The organism is Algoriella xinjiangensis (genome assembly GCF_900115015.1).
In the GTDB taxonomy this organism is placed as follows: domain Bacteria; phylum Bacteroidota; class Bacteroidia; order Flavobacteriales; family Weeksellaceae; genus Empedobacter; species Empedobacter xinjiangensis.
The window spans coordinates 172,770-195,441 of record NZ_FOUZ01000004.1 but is presented as its reverse complement, the minus strand read 5'-3'; the positions used below and the strand labels follow the sequence as shown (position 1 = coordinate 195,441).

21 protein-coding genes and 1 tRNA gene are annotated in these 22,672 nt (G+C 31.6%); 13 read left to right on the top strand and 9 right to left on the bottom strand.

The features are described 5' to 3' along the window. Window positions 1-60: 60 nt before the first annotated feature. The gene (locus tag BM072_RS05150; RefSeq protein WP_092907312.1) at window positions 61-1,011 is read right to left on the bottom strand and encodes a threonine aldolase family protein; all 951 of its coding nucleotides are present in this window, start codon (window positions 1,009-1,011) and stop codon (window positions 61-63) included. Window positions 1,012-1,171: 160 nt separating this feature from the next. On the opposite strand from BM072_RS05150, the gene BM072_RS05145 reads away from it, so the two are divergent. From BM072_RS05145 to BM072_RS05130, 4 genes are all read left to right on the top strand, one after another. Beyond that, window positions 1,172-1,843, top strand: a complete 672-nt coding sequence (locus tag BM072_RS05145; protein ID WP_092907225.1) for a response regulator transcription factor — start codon at window positions 1,172-1,174, stop codon at window positions 1,841-1,843. After that, window positions 1,844-3,118 carry a sensor histidine kinase gene (locus BM072_RS05140; RefSeq protein WP_092907223.1) on the top strand — a complete coding sequence of 425 codons (1,275 nt, stop codon included), beginning with the start codon at window positions 1,844-1,846 and terminating at the stop codon, window positions 3,116-3,118. A 76-nt stretch (window positions 3,119-3,194) separates the two neighbouring features. After that, on the top strand, window positions 3,195-3,623 hold the full coding sequence (locus BM072_RS05135) for a PepSY-like domain-containing protein (protein ID WP_092907221.1): 429 nt from the start codon (window positions 3,195-3,197) through the stop codon (window positions 3,621-3,623). Window positions 3,624-3,712: 89 nt separating this feature from the next. Further along, window positions 3,713-4,177, top strand: coding sequence for a PepSY-like domain-containing protein (locus BM072_RS05130; RefSeq protein ID WP_092907219.1), 465 nt, complete (start codon window positions 3,713-3,715; stop codon window positions 4,175-4,177). 8 nt (window positions 4,178-4,185) lie between these two features. Here BM072_RS05130 and BM072_RS05125 read toward each other — a convergent pair whose 3' ends face one another. Continuing rightward, window positions 4,186-4,833 carry a protein-L-isoaspartate(D-aspartate) O-methyltransferase gene (locus BM072_RS05125; protein ID WP_092907217.1) on the bottom strand — a complete coding sequence of 216 codons (648 nt, stop codon included), beginning with the start codon at window positions 4,831-4,833 and terminating at the stop codon, window positions 4,186-4,188. 71 nt (window positions 4,834-4,904) lie between these two features. Between BM072_RS05125 and BM072_RS05120 the strand changes: the two genes are divergently transcribed. Together BM072_RS05120 and BM072_RS05115 are read left to right on the top strand one after the other, a co-directional pair. Next, on the top strand, window positions 4,905-5,909 hold the full coding sequence (locus BM072_RS05120) for a Gfo/Idh/MocA family protein (protein WP_092907215.1): 1,005 nt from the start codon (window positions 4,905-4,907) through the stop codon (window positions 5,907-5,909). Between the two features lie 30 nt (window positions 5,910-5,939). Further along, the gene (locus BM072_RS05115; protein WP_092907213.1) at window positions 5,940-6,830 is read left to right on the top strand and encodes a 3-hydroxyacyl-CoA dehydrogenase family protein; all 891 of its coding nucleotides are present in this window, start codon (window positions 5,940-5,942) and stop codon (window positions 6,828-6,830) included. 90 nt (window positions 6,831-6,920) lie between these two features. Here BM072_RS05115 and tpx read toward each other — a convergent pair whose 3' ends face one another. Continuing rightward, entirely contained in the window at window positions 6,921-7,421 is a 501-nt protein-coding gene (gene tpx / locus BM072_RS05110; protein ID WP_092907211.1) for a thiol peroxidase, read from the bottom strand. 111 nt (window positions 7,422-7,532) lie between these two features. Here tpx and BM072_RS05105 point away from each other — a divergent pair, with 111 nt between their 5' ends. The 4 genes from BM072_RS05105 to BM072_RS05090 all read left to right on the top strand — a co-directional run bounded on the left by BM072_RS05105 (window position 7,533) and on the right by BM072_RS05090 (window position 11,263). After that, on the top strand, window positions 7,533-8,714 hold the full coding sequence (locus BM072_RS05105) for a pyridoxal phosphate-dependent aminotransferase (RefSeq protein WP_092907209.1): 1,182 nt from the start codon (window positions 7,533-7,535) through the stop codon (window positions 8,712-8,714). Window positions 8,715-8,915: 201 nt separating this feature from the next. Further along, complete coding sequence (locus BM072_RS05100; RefSeq protein ID WP_143080475.1) at window positions 8,916-9,689, top strand: hypothetical protein; 774 nt, start codon at window positions 8,916-8,918, stop codon at window positions 9,687-9,689. Between the two features lie 301 nt (window positions 9,690-9,990). Beyond that, window positions 9,991-10,064, top strand: a tRNA-Met gene (locus BM072_RS05095). A 146-nt stretch (window positions 10,065-10,210) separates the two neighbouring features. Further along, on the top strand, window positions 10,211-11,263 hold the full coding sequence (locus tag BM072_RS05090) for an NAD(P)/FAD-dependent oxidoreductase (protein WP_092907205.1): 1,053 nt from the start codon (window positions 10,211-10,213) through the stop codon (window positions 11,261-11,263). A gap of 58 nt (window positions 11,264-11,321) precedes the next feature. Here BM072_RS05090 and BM072_RS05085 read toward each other — a convergent pair whose 3' ends face one another. Continuing rightward, window positions 11,322-12,743, bottom strand: coding sequence for a hypothetical protein (locus BM072_RS05085; RefSeq protein WP_092907203.1), 1,422 nt, complete (start codon window positions 12,741-12,743; stop codon window positions 11,322-11,324). Window positions 12,744-12,962: 219 nt separating this feature from the next. On the opposite strand from BM072_RS05085, the gene BM072_RS05080 reads away from it, so the two are divergent. From BM072_RS05080 to arfB, 3 genes are all read left to right on the top strand, one after another. Then, window positions 12,963-13,295, top strand: a complete 333-nt coding sequence (locus BM072_RS05080) for a 2Fe-2S iron-sulfur cluster-binding family protein (RefSeq protein ID WP_177190258.1) — start codon at window positions 12,963-12,965, stop codon at window positions 13,293-13,295. An 80-nt stretch (window positions 13,296-13,375) separates the two neighbouring features. Continuing rightward, entirely contained in the window at window positions 13,376-16,213 is a 2,838-nt protein-coding gene (gene polA / locus BM072_RS05075) for a DNA polymerase I (RefSeq protein WP_092907199.1), read from the top strand. A 105-nt stretch (window positions 16,214-16,318) separates the two neighbouring features. Next, complete coding sequence (arfB, locus tag BM072_RS05070; protein WP_092907197.1) at window positions 16,319-16,717, top strand: alternative ribosome rescue aminoacyl-tRNA hydrolase ArfB; 399 nt, start codon at window positions 16,319-16,321, stop codon at window positions 16,715-16,717. Between the two features lie 63 nt (window positions 16,718-16,780). Here arfB and BM072_RS05065 read toward each other — a convergent pair whose 3' ends face one another. From BM072_RS05065 to recQ, 5 genes are all read right to left on the bottom strand, one after another. Next, window positions 16,781-17,530 carry a class I SAM-dependent methyltransferase gene (locus BM072_RS05065; RefSeq protein ID WP_092907195.1) on the bottom strand — a complete coding sequence of 250 codons (750 nt, stop codon included), beginning with the start codon at window positions 17,528-17,530 and terminating at the stop codon, window positions 16,781-16,783. Between the two features lie 38 nt (window positions 17,531-17,568). After that, window positions 17,569-18,378: a type I methionyl aminopeptidase gene (gene map / locus BM072_RS05060; protein ID WP_092907193.1), complete on the bottom strand. Its 810-nt coding sequence runs from the start codon at window positions 18,376-18,378 to the stop codon at window positions 17,569-17,571. Further along, window positions 18,375-18,797, bottom strand: a complete 423-nt coding sequence (locus BM072_RS05055) for a BT0820 family HAD-type phosphatase (protein WP_092907191.1) — start codon at window positions 18,795-18,797, stop codon at window positions 18,375-18,377. Before BM072_RS05055 ends, map begins: the two co-directional genes overlap by 4 nt. 16 nt (window positions 18,798-18,813) lie before the next feature. Continuing rightward, complete coding sequence (gene gpmI, locus BM072_RS05050) at window positions 18,814-20,352, bottom strand: 2,3-bisphosphoglycerate-independent phosphoglycerate mutase (RefSeq protein ID WP_092907189.1); 1,539 nt, start codon at window positions 20,350-20,352, stop codon at window positions 18,814-18,816. A 68-nt stretch (window positions 20,353-20,420) separates the two neighbouring features. Next, window positions 20,421-22,622 (bottom strand): DNA helicase RecQ, encoded by a 2,202-nt coding sequence (recQ, locus tag BM072_RS05045; RefSeq protein ID WP_092907187.1) that lies wholly within the window; start codon window positions 22,620-22,622, stop codon window positions 20,421-20,423. Window positions 22,623-22,672 lie beyond the last annotated feature (50 nt).

Genomic DNA, 22,672 nt, shown 5'->3' with positions numbered 1-22,672 from the left:
TTAAATACTTAATAAGTAATTTGTTAAATAAAAAACACCACTCATTTGAGTGGTGTTTTTCTAGATTTTATTAATAAATTCTAGTACTTTTTCTTCAGGCGTAGCCCAAGATGTTACAAGTCTAACGGCAGAATTATTGTCATCTATTTTTTGCCAACTATAAAATTCAAAATCTTGTTGCAGTTCTTCAATTTTATAATTTGGTAAGATGGGAAAAATTTGATTGGATGATGGTTCTGTTAAAAAATCATAGCCTTTGTTGCTAATTTCTTCGGCTAGTTTATTTGCCATTGTATTGGCATGTTTTCCTAATTCGAAAAATAAATTATTTTTAAATAACTCAGAAAACTGTATTCCAATTAATCGTCCTTTGGCTAACATTCCACCTTTTTGCTTAATGTTGTATCTAAAATTCTCGTCCAAAGTAGAATTATTAATCACGATAGCTTCGCCTAATAAAGCACCATTTTTTGTTCCACCAATATAAAAAACGTCTGTTAAGTTGGCTAAATCAGCTAAAGTCAAATCACATTTTGTAGATGTTAAAGCCGAAGCCAATCGTGCGCCATCTACAAATAAAATTAAATTATTGGCTTTACAAAATGTATAAATTTCCGTTAATTCAGCTTTGTTGTAAACACTTCCAACTTCGGTAGAATTCGAGATATAAACCATTTTAGGTTTTACCATGTGCTCGTCGGTATGTGTTTTTAAGACAGTATCTATTTGCGCTGTTGTTATTTTTCCGTTTGTTGTCGGTATTGTATTTATTTTATGTCCGGTAGCTTCAATTGCGCCAGTTTCGTGCACGGCAATATGACCACTTTCTGCTGCAATTACAGATTCGTAAGGACGAAGTATTGACGAAATTACAATTAAATTAGCTTGCGTTCCGCCCGAAACAAAATGAATAGCCGAATCTTTTTGTAATTCTTTTTTGATTAATGCACTTGCTTCTTTGCAATAATCATCTTCGCCATAACCAATTGCTTGTTCTAGATTTGTTTCCATTAATTTTTGTAAAATTAATGGATGTGCGCCTTCGCTATAATCGTTTTTAAAACTATATTTTTTCAAAATGAACTATTTAAATTTAGATGATAAAATTAATGTTTTTCCTAAATTTTTCCTACATTAAGAAGTATCATTGCGAATTAATAAAAATCAATTTATGAAGATTTTGGTTGTTGAAGACGAAATAAAATTACAAGAAACAATTGTAGAGTTTTTAGAAAACGAAAAAATGATTGTAGAATCAGCGGATAATTTTCAGCAAGCTTTAGATAAAATTATTTCTTTTGATTATGATTGTATTTTACTCGATATGATGTTGCCCGACGGCGATGGAATGACAATTCTGAAAGAATTAAAAAAACTTCAGAAAAAAACTTCGGTCATTATACTTTCTGCAAAAGATTCTGTAGACGATAAAGTAGAAGGTTTGTTGGTTGGTGCCGATGATTATTTAGCAAAACCTTTTCATTTTGCAGAATTATTAGCACGTATAAAAGTTGCTTTTCGAAAAAATCAACAACATGGCGAAGATATAATTTCGTATAAAAATATTTCAATTTATCCAGATGATCGCCGCGTTTTGGTTAATCAAAATGAAATAAAATTAAATAGAAAAGAGTATGATTTGTTGTTCTATTTTATGTTAAGACCAGAACGTGTTTTTCAGAAAACAATGCTTGCCGAAAGTGTTTGGGGCGATCATATCGAAATGGCAGATAATTTAGATTTTATTTATTCGCAAATAAAAAATATTCGCAAAAAGTTAAAAGAAGCTGGTTCCGAAGCAGATTTTCAGGCTGTTTACGGAGTTGGTTATAAATTAGTTTAGATGAAAATTTCCATAAAAAATTATACATTTCGATACCTTACTTTTTGGCTACTTATTGTTATTGCAATTTGGGCTTTGTTGTTTAGAGGATTGATTTTAGATGAGGTTTATGATAATGTTGACGATGGTTTAAAAAATCAGAAAATAGAGATTATAAGACATAGTTACATCGATTCATCAATTCTGAAAACAAATGAATTTGGTATTGCTCAATTCAGAATTTTGCCCGTTAAAAAACAGAATTACAACGAAATAAATCGTTTTTCTAACGAGTTTATTTATATGCCTTATGATAATGATGATGAACCTTATCGCGTTTTAAAAACAGCATTTTATGGCGCAGACAATCTTCCTTATTTGTTAGAAATTAGAACGTCAACTGTAGAAGAAGATGATTTGATTTATGATTTGTCAATTTCCTTAATTTTTCTGTACATTTTTATTTTGATTAGTATTTTGATGATTAATCATTTCGGGCTAAAAAAAGCATTTAATCCATTCAAATTGATTTTACAACAATTACAAAATTATAGAATTGGCGAAGTTAAAAAGATCAATAATATAGATACTAATGTAAAAGAATTTGCCATTTTACAAGATAATTTAAACGAAATGATTCGTAGAAATGAACAAGTTTTTAGCGATCAAAAACTGTTTATAGAAAATGCTTCGCACGAGTTACAAACGCCTTTAGCAATTGCAATTAATAAATTAGATTTGTTGTTAGATGACACAAATTTATCCGAAAAACAATTGGTTAATTTATCCGAAACTAAAAATTCGCTTTGGCGAATGGTTAATTTAAATAAATCATTGTTGATGTTAACCCGTATCGAAAATGAACAATATTCGGATAAAGTAGAAATAAATTTCACGCAACTAATTCAGGAAATATTAGCAGATTTTGAACCTTTTTTTGAGGCAGAAGAAATTAAAGTTGAATTAACTATTACAGCTGATTTTATAATAAATTTCAATAAAAATTTAGCTCATATTTTAATTTCTAATTTAATTCGAAATGCAATAAAGCACAATAATGATCAAAAGGTAATTAAAATTTTGAGCGAGAAAAATCAACTTACTTTTTCTAACACAAGTGATTTTTCTGCGCTTAATTCGAAAGTTATTTTCGATCGCTTTTATAAACAAGGACAAAGTGAAGGCAGCAACGGTTTGGGGCTTTCTATAATTAAAACAATTCTTAAGAATCAACAATCAATTACGATAGATTATCAGTACAAAAATTCGCTTCATCAATTTATTTTAAAAAAATAATTGAACTCAATTTTATTCCTAAATTTTTCCTAATTCATCTCGCAATTTTGTCTTATAAAATTAAAAAATAAACAAAATGAAAAAGATTTTAAGTGTAATTATGTTGGGAGTTGCAATGTTTACTTTTGCACAAGATAAAGTGATTAATTATAATCAACTACCACAAAATAGTCAACAATTTGTAAATAAATATTTTGGTGCAAAACAAGTGGGAAGCGTTTTGTTAGATGATGATTTTTTTTCGAAAGAATATAAAGTTTATTTGGCAAACGGAACAAAAGTAGAATTTGATGGAGATGGAAGTTGGAAAGAGGTTGACGGAAATAGAAATACAATACCAACTGGTTTTGTCCCTGCAAAAATTACGAATTATGTAAAAAGAAGTTTTCCAAATACTAAGATTATTAAGGTTGAAAAAGATAATAATTCGATAGAAGCTAAATTGAACAATGGTTTAGAAGTTAAATTTGATAGAAATGGAAATTTCGTAAAAATAGATGACTAACAGAAAATAGAATTTTATAAAAATCCAATCAATACGATTGGATTTTTTTATATACATTAGAGTTAGACTAAGATTTAGATAAAACCGAAATGAAACAAGTTATAATCAGTTTTTTATGTGTATTTATTTTTACATTATCTGCTTGTAAAAGCGATGATGGAATAGATAGCGAAGTAAAAAAAGTTAGCGAAAATGTACTTTCTACAAACGCTACCACTTTTTTGAAAACTCATTTTCAACAGATAAAAATAAAAGAAGTAAACCAATTTGAACCGAAAAAACCAAACGGTGTAACGTACGAAGTGGCTTTAAATAATGATGTTTTAGTAGATTTTGATGAAGTCGGAAATTGGGTTTCGGTAGAAAGTCAAGGAAAAGGCGAAATTCCTAAAAGTATTATTCATGCTTCAATAATTTCGTATACATCAAAAAAATACCCAACAATCGGATTCAATAAAATCGAACGAAATTCTACGGGTTATTTTGTCGAATTAATGGGCGATATCGATTTAAATTTTGATAAAAACGGTGAGTTTTTAGAACGTTTACCTTAATTAATAATTTATTTGCTTCTACTTTCTAACATCGGAACAAATTTAAAATCTCCAAAAATATATTTCTCAAATTGATCTTCATCTAATCGAATAATCACAATCATTTGCTGCGATTGTTCGCCAACCGGAATCACCATAATTCCACCAATTTTTAATTGTTGCAATAAATCTTTCGGAATTTCTGGTGCACCAGCCGTTACAATTATTTTATCGAAAGGCGCAAAAGATGGTAAACCTTTGTAACCATCGCCATAAGTTTGATAACGCGGTTCTAAATTGATTTTTTTTAGAATTATTTTAGAAAAATCAAACAATTCTTTTTGACGTTCTATCGAAAATACTTCGGCACCAATAGCAACCAAAACTGCAGTTTGATAACCAGAACCGGTTCCAATTTCAAGTACTTTTTCGTTTGGATGAATATCCAATAATTGCGTCTGAAAAGCTACGGTATACGGATGCGAAATAGTTTGACCTGCCGCAATAGGAAAAGCCTCATCACGATAAGCGAATTCGGCAAAAGCGCTATCCAAAAACAGATGTCGCGGTACAATATTAATGGCTTCAAGAACTTTTTTATCTTCAATTCCTTTGGTCATTAATAAGTCAACCAACATCTTACGTCGACCTTGGTGTTTAAAATCGTCTACTGGCATGTTCCAAAATTTTTACAAAAATGCATTAAATACAACATATTCTCATTAATTTTAACGGCAAAATCTACCAAATGTTAAAAGTAGGAGTGATCGGTGCTGGGCACCTTGGTAAAATCCATTTAAAGTTATTAAAACAATCGGATAAATACGAATTAATTGGCTTTTTTGATGCATTTGAAGAAAATGGTAAAAAAGTAGAAGCCGAATTTGGCTACAAATTTTTTAATTCGATTGAAGAATTGATTGAGGCTGTTGATGTTGTAGATATCGTAACGCCAACATTGTCGCATTATGAAGTTGCATTAAAAGTAATCGAAAAGAATAAACATTTTTTTATAGAAAAACCTGTTACACATACTTTAGAGGAAGCAGATCATTTGTTAGAATTGATAAATGCAAAAGGTTTGAAGGCGCAAGTTGGACACGTAGAGCGTTTTAACCCTGCTTTTATAACGGCTTCTCCGTTTATTGATGAACCTTTGTTTATCGAAACGCATCGTTTGGCAGAATTTAATCCGCGCGGAACAGATGTACCTGTGGTTTTAGATTTAATGATTCATGATTTAGATATTATTTTATCAATTGTAAAATCAGAAATAAAATCAATTCATTCAAGTGGAGTTTCGGTAATTAGCGATACACCAGATATTGCAAATGCACGAATTGAGTTCGAAAATGGATGTGTTGTAAATGTATCTACAAGTAGAATGTCGATGAAAAATATGCGTAAAATGCGTGTTTTTCAGCGAAATGCGTATATTTCTATTGATTTTTTAACAAAGAAAACAGAAATTATAAAAATGCACAAAGCGCCAGAAGAACCAAATGAATTTGCAATGATTTTGGAAAATGATAAAGGAGATCGCAGAGAAATTTGTTTTGAGCATCCAGAAGTTTTACCAAATAATGCAATTTTAGATGAGTTAGAAAGCTTTGCAGATTCTATAGAAAATGATTCGCCAATTAGAGTTTCATTGCAAGATGGACGAAATGCCCTGAAAGTTGCTTTAGAAATTATTGCTTATTTTGAAAAAGCACAAGGTGTGATAGAAAATCAAACCATAGAAAAAGAATAAAATAAAAAACATAAAACCAAACAAACAAAAATGAAAAATATTACAGTTATTGGAGCAGGAACAATGGGAAATGGAATTGCTCATGTTTTCGCTCAATCAGGATTTAATGTTAATTTAGTAGACGTTTCTCAAGATAGTTTAGAGCGTGGATTGAAAACTATTGCTGGTAATTTGGAGCGTATGATTGCAAAAGCAAAAATTACGGAAGAAGATAAAACAGCAACTTTAAACAATATCACAACTTTTACAGATACTGCAGAAGCGGTTAAAAATGCGGATTTAGTTGTAGAAGCTGCAACAGAAAATTTGGATTTGAAGTTAAAAATTTTCAAACAAATTGATGAAGCTGCGCCTGCAAATGCAATTTTAGCGTCTAACACATCTTCTATTTCAATTACTAAAATTGCGTCGGTAACAAGTCGTCCAAAACAAGTAATCGGAATGCATTTTATGAATCCAGTTCCTGTGATGACTTTAGTAGAAATTATTAGAGGTTACGACACGACGGATGAAGTGACAAATGCAATTATGGAAATGTCGAAGAAATTAGGTAAAACTCCTGTTGAAGTAAATGATTATCCTGGTTTTATCGCCAATCGTATTTTAATGCCAATGATTAACGAAGCAATTTATTCGTTATACGAAGGTGTTGCAGGTGTTAAAGAAATAGATGAAGTAATGAAATTAGGAATGGCTCATCCAATGGGACCATTACAATTAGCGGATTTTATTGGTTTAGATGTTTGTTTATCAATTTTAGAAGTTCTTTATGATGGATTCAAAAATCCTAAATATGCGCCATGTCCATTGTTGGTAAATATGGTAACAGCAGGTAAAAAAGGAATTAAATCTGGAGAAGGTTTCTATGATTATTCTGAATCAAAAAAAGCAGAAAAATTAGCTGCGCAGTTTGCGAAGTAAAATATTTTAGAAATTCTTTTTCAAGAAATATAATTACATAAAAAAAAGAGAACCAATTTTGGTTCTCTTTTTTTTATGTAATCAAACAAATTATTTAATCGCTGCTAAAGCATCTTTATAATCTGGTTCTTGTCCAATCTCTGGAACTTGTTCTGTATAAGCAACTTCTCCGTTTGCATTAATAACTACAACCGCGCGAGATAATAATCCGTTTAACGGACCATCAACCATTTTTACACCATATGCATTTGCAAATTCATCTGTTTTAAAATCAGATAAAGTCACCACATTTTCTAAACCTTCTGCTGCACAAAAACGAGATAATGCAAATGGTAAATCTTTCGAAATACATAAAACAACTGTGTTGTCTGCTGCAGAAACTTCTTTGTTAAATGTACGTACAGATTGCGCACAAACTCCTGTATCTACACTAGGAAAAATATTTAAAACAACATTTTTACCTGCAAAATCAGCTAAAGTTTTTTCGCTTAAATCGCCAGCTGTTAATGCAAAACTTGGCGCTTTTTCTCCTACTGTTGGTAAATTTCCACCGGTGTGAATTGGATTTCCTTTAAATGTAATTTCAGCCATAATATTCTTATTTATTTTTAGATTTTTAATGATTAAAAGTAACAAAATAATACGTAGAAAAAAGTATCTTCGCACTAATAATTTATTACACACAAATAACTCACAAATATTATGCAACTTTCAAAGCGTTTACAAAATTTGAAACCATCTGCAACAATTGCAATGTCTGCAAAAGCAAGAGAATTAAAAGTACAAGGAATTGATGTAATCAGTTTAAGTATCGGAGAACCTGATTTTAATACACCTGATTTTATCAAGGAAGCAGCTAAAAAAGCAATCGACGAAAATTATTCTGGATATCCACCAATTGCTGGTTATGCAGATTTAAAAGAAGCGGTGATTAAGAAATTTAAACGCGATAATAATATTGAGTATACAGCCGACCAAATTGTTGTTTCTACAGGAGCAAAGCAATCTATTTATAACGTTTTACAAGCAATTGTAGACGAAGGTACAGAAGTTATAATTCCAACACCATATTGGGTTTCTTATTCTGATATTGTAGAATTATCGGGCGGAACACCAGTTTTTGTAGAAGGAACTTTGGCTAATGATTTTAAAATTTCGCCAGCTCAATTAGAAGCTGCGATTACAGATAAAACAAGAGCTATTATTTATTCTTCTCCTTGTAATCCTTCAGGATCTGTTTATACAGGCGAAGAGTTAAAAGCTTTGGCGCAAGTTTTAGCAAAATATCCAAATGTTATCATTATTTCGGATGAAATTTATGAGCACATTGTTTATGGAGAAAAAAATGTTTCGATCGCATCTTTTCCAGAAGTTTATAACCAAACAGTAACTATTAATGGTTTAGCAAAAGCATTTGCAATGACAGGTTGGAGAATTGGTTTTATTGGTGCACCAGCATGGTTAGCAAAAGCCTGCGAAACGTTACAAGGACAAGTTACTTCTGGTGCAAATTCTATTGCACAACGCGCTGCGATTACAGCTTTAGAAGCTGATCCAAGTTCGGTACAATATATGGTTGACGCATTTGCAGAACGTCGCGAATTGATGTTAGGTTGGGCAAGAGAAATTTCTGCATTTATTGTAAACGAACCAAAAGGAGCATTTTATTTATTTCCAGATGTTTCGTCTACTTTCGGAAAAACATACAAAGGTGTAACAATTCATAATGCAGACGATTTGGCTTTGTATTTATTAGAATATGCACAAGTAGCCGTTGTTTCTGGTTCTGCATTTGGTTCTGATAACTGTATTCGTATTTCGTATGCAGCATCTGTAGAGGAATTAAGAGAAGCAATGAAACGTATAAGAGAAGCTTTAGCTTAATTAAAATATATACAGAATAGATAAATCCTCAAGTTTTACTTGGGGATTTTTTGTGTAGATATCAATTGTACTTAAAATCATATATCATGTATAATATATGATTATTGATAAATTGTTTAGGCTTGAAAAATTATATATTATTGTATTAAAATTATGAATATGCTAGATTATACAGAAGATTTCAAAAAATTATATACTAAGTTGTTGTATAATTTTATTTCATTAAAAGTAAATGAAGAGGCATTTAATAATAAAATAATAAATTTAGATAGATCTTTATATAGGCAAATTATAACAAATCCTTTTGAATTAGAAGATGATTGGTTATTGAACTTTGTTCCTCAAAATATAGGTGTTGAAATTAATAGAGATAATAAAAAAGAAACATTTGAAACTTTAGTTTCAGAAATATTTTGTTTAAATTCTGTTCATATTTTTGAAAATACGTATGATATGATTTATAAAGTTTTGAATATTATATATAGATATGACGAAAAAAAATTTAAAGAGTATGTAAAAGAATATGTAAAACAACAACAACAACAACAACAACAACAACAACAACAACAACATAAACAATATCAATATATTCTTGATAAATTTGAAAGCGGCAAATTAAATTCGCTTAATACAATAGGTTTGTTAGGTTGTATAATTAACGATGAATTAATTGAAAATTCTAAAGAAGTTAAAGTAAAAGAATATTATAATCTTAATCCTATTTCATTTTTGCAAATAATGAGAGATTATAGGAATTCTATTGTTCATTCCAATGGTATATTTGAAATTACAAAAGATAAAAAGAGGTATTTATATAACTTTAAAGAATTAGATGATAATAGTGTTTTATTGATGTTAGATTTTCATTCAATAAAATTGATTTTAGAAGCATACAAACAAGTTATTTATGTTATTTATAAAGCTCTTAATCTGAAATATAATAAAAAAGATTTTTTAAATATAACCTCTGATTAAAGCTTATTAAGAGTTTAATTCTTTAGAAAAATATTGTGATTTTATAATTAGTACTTTTTAATAATAACATTTTACTCCATTATTTAATCAGATATATAAACTCAATAAAAAGAATAACAGAAAATAGAGATGAATTAATAGAGAAAGCAATAAAATTTCTAAAAGATTAAAATTTTTTTCGAATTTAATTTTAATGAAATTCAATTAATTAGCCTATACGAGCGAGTTTTTATTACATTTTTTTCAAAAAAGATTTGTTTTAATCAAAAATAACCTCTTATATTTGCACCACCAAAAACAAGGCGAGGTAGCTCAGATGGTTAGAGCGCAGGATTCATAACCCTGAGGTCGGCAGTTCGATTCTGCTCTTCGCTACAAAATTAAGGCAAATTCATATTATTGAATTTGCCTTTTTTATTATCAGTAAATATTATCATTCTTCTGATGATAATCAGCAATTAATCTATTCTAAATCTGTAAATTTGCAATCAATTTAGTCACATTCTAAATAAAATTTAAAAATGATTCAAACAGATATAATTATAATTGGAGCAGGACCAACGGGTCTTTTTGCTGTTTTCGAAGCCGGTTTATTAAAATTAAGATGTCATATTATAGACGCTTTACCACAGCCAGGCGGTCAGTTAACAGAGCTTTATCCAAAGAAACCAATTTTTGATATTCCGGGTTATCCTTCTGTTGGCGCAGGCGAATTGATTGATAATTTGATGGAACAAATAAAACAATTTGAACCAGGTTTTACATTAAGCGAACAAGCTACAACAATAGATAAGCAAGAAGACGGTTCTTTTATAGTGACAACAAATCGTGGAACACAAATACAAGGAAAAGCGGTTGCAATTGCAGGTGGATTAGGTTCTTTTGAGCCTCGTAAACCAGTTATTGATAATATCGCGTATTTTGAAGAAAAAGGTGTTGAATATTTTGTTCGTGACCCAGAAATGTTTCGTGATAAAAAAATTGTAATTGCTGGTGGAGGAGATTCTGCTTTAGATTGGTCAATTTTCTTAGCAGAAGTTGCTGCAGATGTAACTTTAATACATAGAAGAAATGAATTTCGTGGAGCTTTAGATTCTGTTGATAAAGTAATTGAATTAAAAAAATCAGGAAAAATAAATCTAATAACGCCTGCAGAAATTGTTGGTATTAAAGGAGAAGATAAAGTAGAAGGTTTGATGATTGAGAAAGAAGGCGAATCATTCGAAATTGAAACCGATTATTTTATTCCTTTATTTGGTCTTTCTCCAAAATTAGGACCTATTGCAAATTGGGGATTAGAGATTGAAAAAAACGCAATTAAAGTAAATAATGGATTAGATTATCAAACAAATATCGAAGGTATTTATGCGATTGGTGATGTAAATACGTATCCAGGTAAATTAAAATTAATTTTATGTGGATTTCATGAAGCAACATTAATGTGTCAATCGGTTTACAATCGTTTAAATCCAGGTAAAAAGTTTGTTTTAAAATACACGACAGTTTCTGGTGTTGATGGTTTTGATGGAACACGAAAAGAAGCCGAAAAAGCAGTTGTGAAAGCAATTGATTAAATAGATTACTTTTTAAAAAATATTAATAAACCTTTTACGTTTTCGTAAAAGGTTTTTTTTATTCGCAATCGCATGGTTCGCGCGATCTTCGTTTTGCTTCATTATCCCAAAAAGGATACAATTTTAGTCCAATATAAAAGTTTCCAGAATTTAATTTATTTTGTTTAAAAACAAATGGCAAAGCATTTTCGCTTCCCAAAATTAAAGGCCCGATACGAATGTATCCACCAAATCCTATTTTCTCGTATTCGTAAAGAGATAAAGAAGTTCCAATTCCAAAACCATCTTTCTGAATAGAATATGAAGTTTGTAAAACATTGGTACGTTTCAAACTATTTTCGAAAACTGGAATACGTTGTATCCAATTAAAATTGATGTAATGATTTGGACGAACTTTTTTACTGAGATTAAAATTAAGACTAGTTGGTAAGCCAATTGTAAATTTATTTCCTTTGTAAGAAGCCAACGAATCTCCATAAACTTCGTTACTCAAAAGTCGTGCATATTGCTGTATACTTTTAAAATCAATCGTGTCAAATCGTGGATTATTTCCAATTTGTACACGCGTATTGTTTTTGTATAAATGATTTTCTCCTTTTAGATTTACATAACCAATATCCAATATATTTAGCGCGATTTTAGAATCGTACAATTCATCATTTATACGACGATTTACCAATGCAATTCCCAAATCTATACCAACACCATTTCCTCTATTTTTGTACACATATTTTTCTCGGTCAAAATCATAATTTGTCGTGTAACTTGCTTCAATATCATAATTAGACGCGTATATATTTGTTTTTGGTTGCAACATGGTTGATGCGCCAATTGTATCTGCTTCTAATTTTATAGGATTTTTACTGTGTACATAAGCCGCATCTAAGGCTAAAGCATATTTTATAGAAGCACCAACAATCAATTCTTGCGTATTGGTTGTATATAAATTTGTAGAAACATTTAAGCCAAATTCATTCCAATTCATAAAATTAGTTTTAAGTGGTTGAAACGAATATTCGGCTGGTTCAATCAATTTTTGATTATTAAAACGCATATAATTATCCACGTCTTTTGCAGAACCTTGAGTGCGCAAACGTGTAAAAAAGCCAAGACGAAAAGTTTGCTCTTTTATTTTTTGTCTAAACGAAAACGATGGTCCAATTACATCACTTTCTAAATTATATTTCACAAAATTGCGTGTATAAAAATCCAGCACATTGGCTTGCGTTTCACCTGTAATTCCTTTTTTTGGATTAGCTGTTTTAATTTCACCTTTCAATAAACCTAAAATACTTTGATCTGAGATATAGGCATAATCATTTTGAAATAAAATGTCTGCAGAACAAATGGAAACATCCCATTTGTTTGGGTTAAAATATGGCGTAGTAGGAGAGAGTGGAGCAGAATTAATTCCGCTGTATTGATCATTACTAAATGATAAAGTGTTTTGTCCAAATCCAAAAAGAGAACAAAAAAACATTAAATGCAATATTTTTCTCAAAATCGTGTTAATTTATCTAAATTTAATCAAAATAAATATTGAATAAGTAATTATTTTAATAAAAAAACTAATAATAATTAGAATGTAAAATGTTGAATATAAAGCTTATTTAAAATTAATATTTAATGCTATTCGGTGATGCTAATTCTTTTTTAGCCCATCAACAATGCTTATTTTTGTAAGACTTGAAAAAGTATTATGGCAGATATTAAAATTACAATTATAGATAGAGAAGGTGTTTCTCACGAAGTGGATGCGCCTACAGATATGAATATGAATATCATGGAGTTAGTTCGTGCATACGAATTAGCACCAGAAGGAACAATTGGTGTTTGTGGCGGAATGGCGATGTGCGCATCTTGCCAATGTTATGTATTAACACCTGAAATTCCTTTACCAGAAATGAATCCTGATGAAGAAGCAATGTTATCAGAAGCGTTTAACGTAAAAGATAATTCGCGATTGGGATGTCAGTTACATCTTGCAGACGAAATGGAAGGTTTGGTAGTCGAATTAGCACCAGAATATTAATCAAAACGTTTTACGTCGTACGTAATATGTTCTAGTAATAAATTTTCTTATTACGTAGATCACAAAACAAATTTTGAAAAATGAATCAATTAGATAAAAGACTTTTTTTGTTAGACGCTTATGCCCTTATTTTTAGAGGATATTATGCGTTTATTAAAAATCCACGAATCAACTCAAAAGGCTTTAATACATCAGCAATTATGGGCTTTACAAACTCATTATTTGATGTAATAAACAGAGAAAAACCAACGCATTTAGCTGTTGTTTTTGATGTTGGTAAAGCAACAGTTCGTACAGATGAATATCCCGAATATAAAGCAAATCGCGACGAAACACCAGAAGCAATTCGCCAAGGAGTTCCATATATTCAAGAAATTTTGCGCGCGCTAAAAATTCCAGTTTTGTATGCCGAAGGTTATGAAGCAGATGATGTGATTGGTACATTGGCCAAAAAAGCAGAAAAAGAAGGTTTTACAACGTATATGGTAACGCCCGATAAAGATTTTGCGCAATTGGTTTCGGATAAAATTAAAATGTATCGTCCACCAGCAAACGGAAAAGGTGTTGAGATTTGGGGAATAGAAGAAGTTAAAGAACGATTTGAAATTGATGATCCAATTCAGGTTATTGATTATCTTGGAATGATGGGTGATGCTGTGGATAATATTCCTGGTTTACCTGGCGTTGGTGCAAAAACTGCGAGCAAGTATATCAAAGAATTTGGATCGATGGAAGGTCTTTTTGCAAACACAGATAAGCTAAAAGGAAAAGCCAAAGAAAAAATTGAAGAAAATAAAGAATTAGGACTTTTATCGAAGAAATTAGCAACAATTTTATTAGACGCTCCAGTAGAATTTGATGAAGAAGATTTAACTGTTTGCGCGCCAGATATACCAAAAGTAACAGAACTTTTTACGGAATTAGAGTTTCGTAGAATGTTAGAAACTGTTTACAGAATTTATGGTTTAGACGCTTCTGGAATTATAAAAGAAGCACAAGAAGAAATTTCTGCGGCAAGTCAAACTTCGTCAAATCAAGTTCAGACAGCGCAACAAAGCTTGTTCGATTTTACTTCGGATCAAGAAATTGTTCCTCAAAATTCTGCGTTTACAGATATTTCGACAACAAGTCATCTTTATCAACTAATTGATTCGAAAAAAGGTCGTGAGATTTTATTAAAAAATATACTCAAACAAAAAGAAGTTACTTTTGATACAGAAACAACTTCTTTGGATGCTTTAGAAGCAGAATTGGTTGGAATTTCATTTTCTTGGGAAAAAGGAAAAGGATATTACGTTCCGTTTTCTGAAAATTTTGAAGAAACGAAAGAAATTATCAACGAATTTTCTCCATTTTTCTTAGACGAAACAATTTCTAAAATTGGTCAAAATTTAAAATACGATATCAAAGTTCTGTATAAATATGGAATTGAGATAAAAGGAAATAATTTTGATACGATGATTGCGCATTATTTGATTAATCCAGATATGCGTCATAATATGGATGTTTTAGCAGAAACATATTTAAGTTATCAACCCGTTTCAATCGAAAGTTTAATCGGTAAAAAAGGAAAGAATCAAAAGAATTTTCGCGATGTTCCTTTAGCCGAACAAACTGAATATGGAGTGGAAGATTCTGATATCACATTTCAATTAAAAAATCTTTTCGAACCCGAATTACATAAAGCAAATACATACAAGTTATTTGCAGATTTGGAAATGCCATTGATGCAAGTTTTGGCTGATATGGAATTGGAAGGTGTTAATTTAGATGTTCCTTTTCTGAAAGAATTATCGGTGAAACACGAAATAACTTTACGCGAATTAGAACGTAAAGTTTACCAAGATGCGGAAGAAGAATTTAATTTGAATTCGCCAAAACAATTAGGTGAAATATTATTTGATAAATTAAAATTAGATCCAAAAGCAAAGAAAACCAAAACGGGTCAATATGCAACGGGAGAAGAAATTTTATCAAAATTAAAAGATAAACATCCAATAATTACAGATATTTTAGAATACCGTCAATTACAAAAATTAAAATCGACTTATATTGATGCTTTACCAGATTTGGTGAATGCGAAAACAGGTCGTGTACATACAACTTACGCGCAAACAGTAGCCGCAACGGGACGTTTATCTTCGGTAAATCCTAATTTACAGAATATTCCAATTCGTTCGGAAGCTGGTCAACAAATCAGAAAAGCATTTACGGCAAGAGATGAAAACCATGTGTTGATTTCTGCCGATTATTCGCAAATCGAACTGCGTTTGATTGCTCAAATGTCGCAAGACCCTTCAATGGTAGAGGCATTTAAAAAAGGAGAAGATATTCACGCAGCAACGGCGGCAAAAGTTTTTAATGTTGCTTTGGATGAGGTAACGCGTGAGCAACGTAGCCAAGCAAAAACGGTAAACTTTGGTATTATTTATGGTGTTTCGGCGTTTGGTTTAGCAGATCAAGCCAATGTTTCGCGTAAAGAAGCTAAGGTTTTGATTGATGCGTATTACGAAACTTATCCGACGTTAAAAGCCTATATCGAAAAGCAAGTAGAAATTGCACGCGAGCAAGGTTTTGTAGAAACATTGATGGGAAGACGTCGTTATTTAAAAGACATTAATTCTCGCAATGGTGTTGTGCGTTCGCATGCAGAGCGAAATGCTGTAAATGCGCCGATACAGGGAACTGCAGCGGATATTGTGAAAGTTGCAATGATTCAGATTCAGAAAGAATTGAAAAAGAATTATAAAACAAAAATGATTTTACAAGTGCATGATGAGTTGATTTTTGATGCGCCAAAAGATGAAGTAGAAAAAGTTTCGGAATTGATAAAAACAACGATGGAAGCTGCAATGCAAATGGATGTTCCGTTGATTGCAGAAGTTGGAGTTGGACAAAATTGGTACGAAGCTCATTAAAAAATAAAATAGTTTTCAAAACAAAAAGCGTTACCTTGTTGTAACGCTTTTTTTGTTTTGACTATTTTTATAGGGAAAATGATAAAGTCAATTTGCGTATAAAACATGAATAAAGAAATTATAAAAACCGAACTAAATTACAAGGCTGTGCGCAGTTCTGGTGCGGGTGGACAAAATGTGAATAAAGTATCGACTAAAATTCAGATTACGTTTGCGCTCGAAACTTCAAATGGTTTGATGGACGAGGAAAAAATAACTTTAACCGAAAAATTATCGAATCGTATTACAAAAGATAATTTTATAATTATTGAATGTGATGAAACGCGTAGTCAATTAAAAAATAAAGAACTTGCTGTAAAACGTTTATTTATTTTGTTAGAAAATGCTTTAAAAAAGGAGAAAAAGCGTCTTGTAACAAAAGTACCAAAACGAGTAATTAGAAAGCGATTGGAAGATAAAAAGAATCAAGCCGAAAAGAAATTAAATAGAAAATTTAAGCTCTAATCATATCAAAAAAAAAAAAAGCCCAATCATTACGATTGAGCTTTTAAATTATATGTGATAAAATTATACAATTGGTTTGCGAACCAAAGGTAAAATTTCACCTTTTTCTAAACAATATTTTTGTACAACTTCAGAAGGAATTTCTTTTGTATAATCAATTTTTTCTACAATAAATCCTACATCTTCTAGACGTTTGTAATAATCTAATCCGTAAACACGAACGTGGTCGTATTGACCAAATTTTTCTTTGCGTTCTTCTTTTGTTGTTACCGTTTCGTCTTCGTATGTAACATCGCGTTGATACGAAATCGGAACTTGTAAAATTCCCCAACCACCAGGTTTCATCACACGAAACAATTCGCTCATGGCTTTATGATCATCAGGAATATGTTCTAAAACATGGTTACAAAAAACGATATCAAAAGTATCATCACCAAAAGGTAAATCGCAAATATCTGCTTTTACATCGGCCAATGGCGACTCTAAATCACTTGTAATATATTCTAAATTTTTCATCGCGCGAAAACGCTTGATAAAAGATTGTTCGGGCGCAATGTGTAAAACTTTTGCTTGATTGGTGAAAAACGGCGTTTCATTTTTTAAATATAACCACATTAATCGATGTCTTTCTAAAGAAAAAGTTCCGGGCGATAATACATTTTCACGTTGTTTTTCGTAGCCATAAGGCAATAAACTGTAATAACCTTGCTCGTCGATAGGATCAACAAAACGGTCACCTTTCATAAACCAAACTAAAATTGGGCGAACAATATAACTACCTTGTATTAATAACGGACGAGGTAGAATATTCATTATTTTTTTTAAAAGCTTTTTCACAAAAGTTTGTTGAATTATGGTTTAAATAAAAAAGGTTTTTCTTCGTCAGATACAATTCCTAAAGCATCGTAAATGTATTGAAAAGTCGATAATAACTTTGGTTGACCATCTACAACACAAACATCGTGTTCGTAGTGTGCCGAATATTTATCATCGAGTGTTGTAACTGTCCAACCATCTGGATGAAAGAAAACTTTTTCTGTTCCCATATTCACCATTGGTTCGATGGCTAAAACCATACCGTCTTCTATTTTTTTACCAGAACCGCGACGTCCGTAATTAGGAACTTGCGGATCTTCGTGCATTTTGCGCCCTAAACCATGTCCAACTAATTCGCGAACAATTCCGTAACCTTCTTTTTCGCAATGTTGTTGTATAGCAAAACCGATATCACCAATACGATTTCCTTTTTTCATTTGTTCGATTCCTTTGTACAAGGATTCTTTGGTAATGCGTAATAATTTTTCTGTTTCTTCGCTTACTTCTCCAACTGCAAAAGTATAAGCGTGATCGCCATAAAAATCATTCATATAAACACCACAATCTACAGAAACAATATCACCATCTTTTAGTGGTTTATCGTTTGGTATTCCGTGTACAACTTCTGTGTTTGGAGAAATACATAAGTTTTTAGGGAAATCGTACATTCCTAAAAATGCAGGATATCCACCATTGTCACGAATATATTCGCCACCTAATTTATCTAAGTGATTGGTTGTAACACCAGGTTTTACTTCTTTTGCTAATACACCTAAGGTTTTTGACACCAATTGTGCGCTTAGGTACATTAATTCTAATTCTTCTTTACTTTTTAAATGTATCATAATCCGAAAAATCCTCTTTTCTTTTTCACTTTTGGAGCTTCTTGACCGTGATCTTGAATATTTAATTCGATACGATTTTTGATAATTTGATATACAGCACTCCATCCCGGGAAGCCTCCTAAATTTCTATCATCTATAAAAATATCGGCATTTATTTTTCGACTTTGTTTTGTTTTATCAAAGTCTTCGCCTTCAAAACTATTGTTGATTGCATAAAATTCGATACCATTTTTTTTACAAAATTCTACCGCTTCATCTAAAGCTCTACCACTGCGGTATGTCCATAATGTTAGGCGGTAACCGTCACTTTGTAATTGACGCAATGTTTCGAAAGCAAATATTTTCGCTTTACCTATTTCTGGGTATTTGTCGTCTACAACTGTTCCGTCAAAATCGACAGCTATAATTTTGTCTATCATCTTGTAAGTATATAAGTTAGTTATTTTTATGTACAATAATATCTCCAGTCATTTCCGCTGGAATTTCAATTTGCATTAATGTTAAAATTGAAGGCGCAATATCGCCTAATTTTCCGTGAGTAACAGTCCATTCAGCATTTTTTTGCGCTAAGATAAATGGAACTGGATTTGTTGTGTGTTGTGTATTTGGCGAGCCATCTTCGTTCATCATAAAGTCAGAATTACCATGATCGGCTAAAATCACAACATTATAACCATGCTCTATGGCTGTATTTACAATTTTTTCTGCACAAGAATCTACTATTTCTGCAGCTTTTATTGCAGCACTCATCACGCCTGTATGCCCAACCATATCTGTATTCGCAAAGTTGAGACAGATAAAATCTGCTGATTCTTTTTCGATTTCAGGAATGATGGCATTCGTAATATCATAAGCAGCCATTTCTGGTTTCAAATCGTAAGTTGCAACATCTCTTGGCGAAGCGCATAAAATACGTGTTTCACCTTCGAAAGGTTCTTCTTGTCCACCATTAAAGAAAAATGTAACGTGTGGATATTTTTCTGTTTCGGCAATGCGAATTTGTTTGCGACCAGCTTTAGAAATTACTTCGCCCAACGTATTCATTATATTACTTTCGTCAAAAATAACAGCAACATTTTTATACGTTGCATCATATTGCGTTAATGTAATATACTTTAGGTTTAGCTTATGCATCGCATATTCTGGGAAATCTTTTTGAGTTAAAACCTCTGTAATTTCGCGTCCACGATCTGTTCTGAAATTAAAACAAATCACAACATCATCATTTTCAATTTTTGCTTTTGGTTGATTGTTTTCATCCGTCACAATAATTGGTTTGATAAATTCGTCTGTTATACCTTCTTGATAAGATTCGCGAATAGCTGCTAACGGATTTGTAGTTGTTTTACCAACTCCATTTACCATTGCATCGTAAGCTAATTTTACGCGTTCCCAGCGTTTATCACGATCCATTGCATAATATCGACCTGTAATTGAGGCAAGTTCTCCAGTAGATTTTGTCATGTGATTCATCAAATCAGTCATAAAGCCTTCTCCAGATTTTGGATCAGTATCGCGACCATCTGTAAAAGCATGTACAAAAACATTTTGGTGCAAGCCCGAATTGTTTGCCGCATCTAATAAACCTTTTAGATGATTGATGTGCGAATGCACGCCACCATTGGAAACTAAGCCAATAAAATGTACTTTTTTGTTATTGTTTAAAGCATAATTAAACGCATCTTTCAGAATTGGTTCGTTTTTAAATGTTCCATTTTCTGTTGCCATATTGATGCGAACTAGGTTTTGAAAAACCACTCGTCCGGCACCTAAATTCATATGTCCAACTTCCGAATTTCCCATTTGACCTTCTGGTAAACCAACGGCTAAACCAAAAGTATCTAAAGTAGAATTTGGGTATTTATTGAAACAGCTATCTATAAAAGGAGTATTGGCTTGCGCGATTGCAGAAACAGCTGGATTTGGTCCTATTCCCCAACCGTCTAAAATCATTAATATTGCTTTGTTGTTCATTTCTGTGTTTGAATAATTCAGCCCAAAGATAATAAATCTTCGGGCTGATAAGTTAATTCTTAATATGATTAGTTGGCAACGTCACTGATAAATTTGATACGCATTAATCGTAATTCTTCTTCATCATAATCGTCGCTAAATTCTTTTAATAAAGTAGACATTGAGTCGGATTCTGCTTCCATCAAGAAATCAGAAATTTCTTCTTGCTGGTCTTCATCTAACACGTCATCTATATAATAATCAATATTTAATTTTGTGCCTTGGTAAACGATACTTTCCATTTCTGAAAGTAAATCGCTCATCGAAAGATTTTTTGCACTTGCAACATCTTCCAAATTTAATTTTCTATCAGTCGATTGAATAATGTAAACTTTATGACTCGATTTATCGGCCAATTGTTTAATTACCATATCTTCTGGTCGAATAATATCGTTGTCGGTTACATATTTTGCAATAAAATCGACAAAATCTTTTCCAAATTTTTGTGCTTTACCTTCTCCAACTCCAAAAACATTTGTTAATTCTTTGATTGTTGTCGGATATTGCATCGTCATATCATCTAAACTTGTGTCCTGAAAAATTGCAAAAGGTGGAATTTGATGTTTTTTGGCAATCTTTTTACGTAATTCTTTTAATTGTTTTAAAAGAACATCATCGTATGCAATTGGCGTAGAAGATGTATCTTCTTTATCAAAAGCACCGTCTGATAATAGTTTTTTGAAATCGATGTCTTCTGCTATTTCAAAAGAAGTAGGATTTGCGAAATATGCTTTTCCATCTTTTGTAAGTTTTAAAACACCATACGATTCGATTTCTTTTTCTAAATAATTACGAACGATTAATTGACGTAAAATAGATTTCCAGTAATAATCTTCCTTGCTTTTTCCAATTCCAAAAAATGGTTCAGTACTAAGGTTATAAGATTTTGTGATTGATGTTTCTTTACCAACAATTACATTTACAATATCGTTTAGCTTTAATTTCTGATTGGTTTTTTGCACAACTTCTAAAGCTGTAACGGCGTCATCTTTTGCTTCGACCATTTTTTTAGGATTGCGCATATTGTCGTCCATCATAGCACCTTCGCCAGTTTTATCGTCAAATTCTTCTCCAAAATAATGCAATAAGAATTTACGTCGCGACATTGATGTTTCTGCATAAGCAACAACTTCAGAAAGTAATTGCATTCCAACTTCGCGTTCTGCTACAGGTTTACTTGCTAAAAATTTCTCTAATTTTTCGATGTCTTTGTAATCATAAAAAGCAATACAAATTCCTTCGCCACCATCTCGTCCAGCTCTACCCGTTTCTTGGTAATAACTTTCTAATGATTTTGGAATGTCATAATGCATTACAAAACGTACATCTGGTTTGTCGATACCCATTCCAAATGCAATTGTAGCCACAACAACACTTGCTTCTTCCATCAAAAATAAATCTTGATGTTTGCTTCGTGTTTTTACGTCTAAACCTGCGTGATATGGAATAGCATTGATACCGTTGACTTGTAAAAGTTGTGTAATCTCTTCAACTTTTTTACGACTCAAGCAATAAATTACACCAGATTTACCGTCATTTTGTTTGATAAATTTGATAATTTGTTTGTCTTGATCAACTTTTGGTCGGATTTCGTAAAATAAATTAGTACGATTAAACGAATCCTTAAATACTCTAGCACTTTGCATTCCTAAAGTTTTCTGAATGTCTTCTTGTACTTTAGGTGTTGCAGTAGCTGTTAAAGCTATAATTGGTGCGTCGCCAATTTTATTGAGAATTGATTTTAGGTTGCGATATTCTGGTCGAAAATCGTGTCCCCATTCAGAAATACAGTGAGCTTCATCAATCGCGAAAAAAGAAATTTTTACCGATTTAAAAAAATCGATATATTCTTCTTTCGTTAACGATTCTGGCGCAACGTATAACAATTTTGTAACACCATCTTTAATATCCGTCATCACCGCTTTGGTTTCAGACTTGTTTAAAGATGAATTTAATACGTGGGCAATTCCGTCATTCTCGGAAATTCCTCGTATAGCGTCTACTTGATTCTTCATTAAGGCGATTAAAGGTGATACAATAATCGCAACTCCATCAGACATTAATGCCGGTAGTTGATAACATAAAGACTTACCTCCGCCAGTAGGCATCAAAACAAATACATCTTCATTGTTCAATAAGGTTGTAATGATTTCGTGCTGCTGTCCTTTAAATTGGTCGAAACCAAAATATTTTTTGAGATAAGATGTTAAGTTTTTCGAAGTGGCTTCCATCTACACAAAAGACTAAAATTAATATTATAAATTAAATAGTTCCTATATTT